Raw genomic sequence first — 7,813 nt, 5'->3', positions numbered from 1 at the left:
CTATGTCCTTTCTTGATAATGTGTCTTTCGGCTACTAACATTATTGTCCGTTGTCTTTTAACTCAGCGTCGGGTTTTGAAGGGTTGTCATCCGTTGTGATAATTGTACCAGAAGGCAATTGATAGCCTGTTAAATTCCCTTGTTTCCACCACCTCCAAGCCGTTCGATAACTTATTGCTGCTTTTTTTGCCTAGTCTGATCGTCTCATGTCTATGTATTACTATGCCTGACTATATCTGACTATATTTGTATTGAAACTTTACAATACTCAAAGGATGGTTCTTCGTTACTTGGTATGGTTCGATAGGGGGGCATAAATCGACTAAATCGTTATTTGGCAAGAGATTTAATTGATTAGTTCGTTTTAGAGCGAAAACAATTGACAAAAATCGCCCAATGTCTTTCTACTTAGGGTGATAAGCAAACCTTATCTATCGGAGGGCGCAGGTTTCTTGCACCCCGACAGTAACGGATTTTGTCCACAATGTAGGGGCGAACTGCGTTCGCCCAAAAGGTACATTATCAAAGCGCAAGTCCCTAAGTGCAAGAGTGTCTATCCTAACTGAGAAATTAATTTTGTCCTATTACCTACATTAATCTCATTCCGAGATTTCGATCGAATTAAACGATCTTTGCCAACGTTTTTTCCAGTGGCTAGTCGGTTCTAAGTCACACAGAGCCTGTTCGCTGCGACGACGTTGTATGATAACTTCGGCTGGGTCAGTTAGAGTCGCGTCTCGATAGGGAATAGCGGCTTTAGTTTGCAGATGTTCCCGTTCCTGTGCCGATAGAGATGGGGGTAAGGACAAAAAACTGGCTATTGTCCCTGGCGATCGCCGTCCGACGCTATCGGTGGCTCCAATCTGCAATCCTGCTAATTGTAAAGCCCTTCGCACCGAGGCAGCACAGGAATAGGTGACTAAATAACCCGTCGGACTCAGACATTTGGCCACTAAAGCTAAAAACTCCACCGTCCACAGTTGCGGACATTTACCCGGGGAAAAGGGATCGAGAAAAATTGCCTCCGCTTGAAAACCCGCCTCAATCACCTTGTTTATCGTCTGTCGCGCATCCCCGATTAACAGTTTAGCCGTGAGATTAGGCAGGTCTAGCCGGTGATTATGGGCAAAATCATTTAAATATTCGGGAATTGGTTGACTCCAACTATTTAAGAGATTTTCTCTAATAGCTGCTAGGGGAACCACTCGATCGCTTTCTAAAGCTAATAATTCTACCCGACAATCCCCCCTAACTCGCCAAATAGCCGCTAAGGCTGCGGCGGCATTGTACCCTAAGCCGTAACAAATGTCAAGAATTTTCAGATTATTGCTCTGGTCTGCTTTTGCTGCCAGACGACTGGAGAGGATAAATTTTTTCTCAGCCTCTTCCCTTGCCCCGGAAGTAGAATGATAACATTCGCCGAATTCGGTCGAAAAAAAGGTATAAGAACCATCCTCAGTGACTTTTTGCGGGTAAGCTTCGGGGGAGACAAGCATGGTGATGGAGAATGTCTTTGAGGTGAATATCGGTTTCCAGCAGGCAAGCATGACCACTATTGGGCAGAATCGTTAATTTTGCGGCGGGTAACTGCTGAATTAGGCGTTTAGCCTCCGCTACCGATGGTAACAGTCGATCTCCTTGACTGGCTATCACTAACACCTCCAATTGCAGATCTTTTAACTCGCTGGCACTAACCTGAAACCGTTGTAACTGGGATAAACGCCAGCTAATCGTCTTCGGTGGGACGTATTGCATGGCTTTGAGGAGAGAGCGGCGATCTTCCCGGGATATTCGACCGAGAGCGGCGAGAAAGGGTAAAATAGTTAGTGCCGAGCTGCCGTGGATGAAATCGGGCATTATCTGGGTGATACCGATTCCCAAGCTTAAAAGAGGTCTTTGATTAAAAGAAGAAGCGGGGTTAATTAAAATCAGTTTTTTAATTAATTTTGCTGATTTTGTCGCTATTTTCAAGGCTAAACAGCCACCAAAAGACTCACCGCAGAGATAGACTTTTCTCGATTGTCCCTTTAATTCCTGTGCCAATAAAGCAATCACGCAATCGCTTAATTCCTCCCAATCGCCGAGATATTGCGGGGAAATCGCCAAACAACGCAGATCGAAGTAAGGAGCAAGGTTTTTAATCTGACGATGGTATAGTTGGCCGCTGCCATCCATTCCGGGTAAAAATACAAACAGGGGATAATCGGGACGGGGATGACGGGGAATAATCCAACTGATAGGTTGTTCCATTGTGCAACAAGCGCGATCGATGTTAAAAAAGTTTTTTCTAGTTATCTATATTTAAGGATAATTAATATTAGAGAGAGCTGCCAATTTTAAGAGTAGAATTAACTCCCAACCTATGGATGGTTTCTCTCTGCTCCCCAACCCCTGATAACTGATAACTGATAACTGATAACTGATAACTGAATTAACTGAGCCAAATTTTTTTTAGGCTGCGGCTAAATTAGCAGCCACGAAATCCCAATTAACCAACTTGGTTAAAAAGTCGCTGATGTAATCGGGACGGCGATTTTGGTAGTCGAGATAATAAGCGTGTTCCCACACATCCATAGTTAAGAGGGGAACCTGTCCGGCGGTTAAAGGATTGTCAGCGTTGCCGGTTTTGGTAACTTTGAGAGTGCCGTTATCGAGAACCAACCAAGCCCAACCGCTACCGAATTGAGTCGCGCCAGCAGTTTTGAAAGCTTCGACAAATTTCTCGAAACTGCCGAAATCTGCGTTAATTTTAGCGGCTAAAGCACCGGTAGGCGCACCGCCACCACCCGGTTTCATGCAGTCCCAATAAAAACTATGATTCCATGCTTGGGCGGCATTGTTGAAAACCCCAGCTTTAGAGGCATCACCGGCAACCTTAACGATAACTTCTTCTAAAGAGAGAGCATCGAGTTCCGTATCTTTGACCAAACCGTTATAGTTATTGACATAAGCGGCGTGGTGCTTGTCGTGGTGGAATTCTAGGGTACTTTTGGTGATGCAAGGCTCTAAGGCAGTGTAATCGTAGGGTAAAGGGGGAAGTGTGTAAGCCATCTGTGGTTCTTTATATCCTCTCTTGAGAGCTTGTTTAAGTTAGTGTTGATAAAACTTTACATCCTCGATCATAGCACCGAAGGAGACTTGATCAGTGATTAGTGATCAGCTTTTTTCTCCCTTCTCCCCCATCACCCCAACCCTAACTCCTGACTGATAACTGATAACTGATTACTGAAAAATCACCCCAACTCCCATCGACCGTCTGCTAAATCCTGAGAAGATCACCAAACAATGTTAGAATAATTGCCGTACTGTAGGCGCTTGCAGATTCTTGTGGGCGTGGCAGGGCAGGCGAAAAACGATTCCGTTAGGAATTAGACCAAAAAAGTTCCACTGGCAACAGCAGTAGATTTTATCTCACTGGGTTGACTGGTTGGCAGTTCGTCAAATTACGGATCAATACAAAATTATCATTTACAGATCTTTCTTGGTAACTTATGGCACAGCGTACACGCTTAGGTGAAATCCTTCGTCCCCTCAATTCGGAATATGGTAAAGTTTCTCCCGGTTGGGGAACTACCTTGCTGATGGGAGTGTTTATGGCTCTGTTTTTAGTCTTTTTGCTGATTATTTTACAGATCTATAACTCCTCCCTAATTTTAGAAGGATTTAATGTAGATTGGGGTCAGTAAGCAGATTCCAACAATCTTGTCGGCATTTTTGGCCGCAGAATTGTCCCGCGGACTTTAGCAGGTGGGTTATTGCCCACCGCAATTTTTTTATTAGGAGCAGAAAAATGAATATTTTTGGGATTGGATTACCAGAAATGGGGTTAATTTTCTTGATTGCCCTGCTAGTTTTCGGACCGAAAAAATTACCAGAAATCGGGCGCAGTTTAGGCAAAACGATTCGAGGATTTCAAGAAGCATCCAAGGAATTTGAAAGTGAATTTAAGCGAGAGGCCCAGCAGATTGAAGACTCGGTAAAAATCAAAGCGGAATTAGAAGAAAGTCAATCTCCTAGGGATCAAACTCGTTCCAGTTAAAAACTGTGTAGAGATGTAGAGTAGGTCAAATTCGAGGCTATCCGCTAGATTAACATCGAGAATGACCAAATCGAGGTTAAATTGGCAGTTTTACCATCGGCCACCATTTCTACTTGTTAGTTTTTTTGACCGAGAAAGGGGTAAATCAGGTTTCGGAGCGCAAAATCGTCTTTAAACATGATAATTTTGGCAGCAGTCACAGCCATAGTTGAATGAGTAGGCAGAATATATCATTAGTTTGAGAATTCCCAGAAGGCAAGGAAAAAATGACTATTTCCTTGCTATAAGTATTGTAAATGTCAAGAGTGTTAACTGAATGTCTATAGTGGTATCCCCCGAACAAGTCCATCAAATCGTCAACAACCTCCATCACGATCCCTTTGAGGTTTTGGGGGCCCATCCCCTAGAAGAAGAAGGAAAAGTCAATAAATGGGTTGTTAGAGCCTATTTACCGAAAACCACGGCCGCTTGGGTTATTTTACCGTCCCAAAGACAAGAATATCCCATGACGACCGCTTATCACCCCCATTTTTTCGAGTGCGTTATCGATATCAGTGAACTGAACAATTATCAATTACGCATCCACGAGGGAGAACAGGAACGAGTAATCTATGATTCCTATGCCTTCCGTTCTGCCAAACTGAGCGATTTTGATTTACACCTGTTTGGGGAGGGCAACCATCATCGCATTTATGAAAAATTAGGGGCGCATTTAGCCGAAATCGAGGGGATTAAAGGGGTTTATTTTGCCGTTTGGTCCCCTAATGCTCGCAACGTCTCGATTATTGGTGATTTTAATAGCTGGGATGGTCGTGATCACCAAATGCGGAAACGTAATAATATGGTCTGGGAATTGTTTATCCCGGAAATCGGTGTTGGCACTAAATATAAATACGAGATCAAAAATTGGGAAGGTCATATTTACGAAAAATCTGATCCCTACGGTTTTGCCCAAGAAGTACGCCCGAAAACCGCCTCGATCGTGGCCAATTTAGATAGCTATACTTGGGATGATAGCGATTGGATGGAAAAACGCCGCCATAGCGATCCTCTAACTCAACCGGTTTCCGTTTACGAATTACACCTCGGTTCTTGGCTGCACGCTTCTAGCGCCGAACCCCCCCGTTTACTTTCCGGGTCCGGGGAAGCGGTTCCCGTGTCGGAATGGAACACTGGGGCGCGCTTTTTGAGTTACTACGAGTTAGCCCAAAAACTAATTCCCTACGTTAAAGAATTAGGTTACACCCATATCGAATTATTACCGATCGCCGAGCATCCTTTTGATGGTTCTTGGGGTTATCAAGTGACGGGTTATTTTGCCCCCACCAGTCGCTACGGCAATCCTGAAGATTTTATGTATTTTGTCGATCAATGTCACCAAAATGGCCTTGGTGTGCTAGTGGATTGGGTCCCCGGTCACTTCCCCAAAGATGGCCACGGGTTAGCTTTCTTTGATGGTACTCATCTTTATGAACACGGCGACCCGCGCAAAGGGGAACACAAGGAATGGGGAACCCTAATTTTTAACTACGGTCGCAACGAAGTCAGAAATTTCCTGGTGGCTAATGCCCTATTTTGGTTCGATAAGTACCATATTGACGGTATTCGCGTGGATGCGGTGGCTTCTATGCTCTATCTCGATTATTGTCGTAAAGATGGGGAATGGGTGGCTAACGAGTACGGTGGCCGGGAAAATTTAGAAGCTGCGGAATTCCTGCGTCAAGTCAATCATGTAATTTTTAGCTATTTCCCCGGAATTCTCTCTATTGCCGAAGAATCCACCGCTTGGCCGATGGTATCCTGGCCCACCTATATGGGCGGTTTAGGCTTTAATTTGAAGTGGAATATGGGCTGGATGCACGATATGCTCGATTATTTCGGCATGGATCCCTGGTTCCGTCAATTCCATCAAAATAATGTCACTTTTAGTATGTGGTATAACCACAGCGAGAATTATATGCTGGCTTTGTCCCACGATGAAGTGGTTCACGGCAAAAGTAATATGATTGGCAAAATGCCGGGGGATGAGTGGCAAAAATTTGCCAATGTCCGGGCATTATTTGGTTATATGTTTACCCACCCCGGCAAGAAAACCATGTTTATGAGCATGGAATTTGGCCAGTGGAGTGAGTGGAATGTTTGGGGTGATTTGGAGTGGGGTCTTTTGCAGTACGAACCCCATCAACAGCTAAAACGCTTTTTTACTGATTTGAACGCCATCTATAAGAGTGAACCTGCTTTATATACCCAGGATTTTGGTCAGGATGGCTTTGAGTGGATCGACTGTAGTGATAATAGTCATAGTGTCGTTTCTTTCCTGCGCTGGAGCAAAAATTGGCAGGAGTTTCTGGTGGTGGTCTGTAATTTTACTCCCCAACCCCACAGCCATTATCGCGTTGGTGTACCCCATCCCGGTTTTTATCAGGAAATCTTTAACAGCGATGCGGGTAAATATGGCGGTAGTAATATGGGCAACCTTGGCGGTAAATGGTCGGAGGAATGGTCCTATCATAGCCGTCCCTACTCGATTGATCTCTGTTTACCACCTTTAGGGGTTTTAGTTCTCAAAATCAGTCCTAATGCTTCTGGGGAATAGGTAAGCTTTTTTCAGTGATCAGTAAACAGTAATCAGTGAACTGAAAACTAAGGGACTTGCGCTTTGATAATGTACCTTTTGGGCGAACGCAGTTCGCCCCTACATTGTGGACAAAATCCGTTACTGTAGGGGCGCAAAGCTTGCGCCCTCCGATCGATCAGGTTTGCTGATCACCCTAACTAGGGGGAGAGCCTTCGAGCGCCTCCGCAGCTAAGGGACTTGCCCTTTGATAATATGCCATCTGGCCGGTCTGATTCTTCTACAGAGCGATTTTCTGGCTGGGATATTATTCCCACCCAAGTCCCTAACATCTGATAACTGATAACTGAGCTGCCATTACTGTCGAGATGGCTAATACTAAATCCGTTGAGTAACACACAGAAAACGGGTTTCTCGGAGAAACCCGTTTTCTACTCTTGCAATAGGCAAACGTATCAATAGATAATCAGTCTTTAATAACAGGATTTAGTCTGAACAGGTAGTCGAGCATCGTAACCATAAACAAGCAAAAGTATCTGTATATTTAGTGACTAAATTAAGACAGATTTGCCCTAGATGCAGACCGGGCAAAAGACGGTCAAAAACTAACCCATCAGGATCACCGTATCGATGACGTGGATCACACCATTATCTGCCTCGATATTACCCGCGACCACCGTGGCATTTTTCACCTCAAAACCTTCGCTACAATCGACGGGAATCGGTGAACCCTCTAGAGAAGTCACTACGGCCAATTTTGCCAAATCTTCCTGCATATATTTGCCCGCAACGACGTGATAGGTGAGAATTCGGGTTAATTGGGGGATATTCTGCACTAGGGTTGTAATCGTCCCAGGGGGCAATTTGGCAAAAGCTTCGTCGGTGGGGGCAAAAACCGTGAAGGGGCCAGGACTTTTTAGGGCATCCACAAGATTAGCGGCTTGTACCGCCGTTACTAGAGTTTTAAAATTATCGGCACTGACCGCAATATCGACAATATCTGCCATAAACTTGACTCGATCCCTTAAAAAAATTATCTATTTCAGATTTTAAACTTAATCTTGTCCCAAAGATTGTTCTAGGGAAGTGGGAAGTGGGAAGTGGGGAAGTGGGGAAGTGGGGAAGTGGGGAAGTGGGGAAGTGGGGAAGTGGGGAAGTGGGGAAGTGGGGAAGTGGGGAAGTGGGAAGTGCGAAGTGGG

The 7,813-nt window shown here is 44.7% G+C and carries 7 protein-coding genes; 3 read left to right on the top strand and 4 right to left on the bottom strand.

Annotated features, from left to right (window positions below; all coding sequences use genetic code 11):
• Window positions 1–599: 599 nt before the first annotated feature.
• The 3 genes from IM515_RS03475 to IM515_RS03465 all read right to left on the bottom strand — a co-directional run bounded on the left by IM515_RS03475 (window position 600) and on the right by IM515_RS03465 (window position 3,051).
• Window positions 600–1,496, bottom strand: coding sequence for a tRNA (5-methylaminomethyl-2-thiouridine)(34)-methyltransferase MnmD (locus IM515_RS03475; protein WP_287629922.1), 897 nt, complete (start codon window positions 1,494–1,496; stop codon window positions 600–602).
• Window positions 1,456–2,250, bottom strand: coding sequence for an alpha/beta fold hydrolase (locus IM515_RS03470; RefSeq protein ID WP_002789863.1), 795 nt, complete (start codon window positions 2,248–2,250; stop codon window positions 1,456–1,458). Before IM515_RS03470 ends, IM515_RS03475 begins: the two co-directional genes overlap by 41 nt.
• A gap of 201 nt (window positions 2,251–2,451) precedes the next feature.
• The gene (locus tag IM515_RS03465) at window positions 2,452–3,051 is read right to left on the bottom strand and encodes a superoxide dismutase (protein WP_002765257.1); all 600 of its coding nucleotides are present in this window, start codon (window positions 3,049–3,051) and stop codon (window positions 2,452–2,454) included.
• Window positions 3,052–3,491: 440 nt separating this feature from the next.
• Here IM515_RS03465 and psbH point away from each other — a divergent pair, with 440 nt between their 5' ends.
• The 3 genes from psbH to glgB all read left to right on the top strand — a co-directional run bounded on the left by psbH (window position 3,492) and on the right by glgB (window position 6,635).
• Window positions 3,492–3,686 (top strand): photosystem II reaction center phosphoprotein PsbH, encoded by a 195-nt coding sequence (psbH, locus tag IM515_RS03460; RefSeq protein ID WP_002736544.1) that lies wholly within the window; start codon window positions 3,492–3,494, stop codon window positions 3,684–3,686.
• A gap of 104 nt (window positions 3,687–3,790) precedes the next feature.
• Window positions 3,791–4,039, top strand: a complete 249-nt coding sequence (locus IM515_RS03455; RefSeq protein WP_002765259.1) for a TatA/E family twin arginine-targeting protein translocase — start codon at window positions 3,791–3,793, stop codon at window positions 4,037–4,039.
• A 316-nt stretch (window positions 4,040–4,355) separates the two neighbouring features.
• Window positions 4,356–6,635, top strand: coding sequence for a 1,4-alpha-glucan branching enzyme (glgB, locus tag IM515_RS03450; protein ID WP_287629921.1), 2,280 nt, complete (start codon window positions 4,356–4,358; stop codon window positions 6,633–6,635).
• A gap of 584 nt (window positions 6,636–7,219) precedes the next feature.
• Here the strand turns inward: glgB and IM515_RS03445 are convergent.
• The gene (locus tag IM515_RS03445; protein WP_002762406.1) at window positions 7,220–7,621 is read right to left on the bottom strand and encodes a fasciclin domain-containing protein; all 402 of its coding nucleotides are present in this window, start codon (window positions 7,619–7,621) and stop codon (window positions 7,220–7,222) included.
• Window positions 7,622–7,813 lie beyond the last annotated feature (192 nt).

This window comes from Microcystis sp. M44BS1 (assembly GCF_020244875.1).
Lineage (GTDB): Bacteria > Cyanobacteriota > Cyanobacteriia > Cyanobacteriales > Microcystaceae > Microcystis > Microcystis panniformis.
The sequence above is the reverse complement of the archived record's forward strand: the minus strand, read 5'-3'. Positions and strand labels throughout refer to the sequence as shown.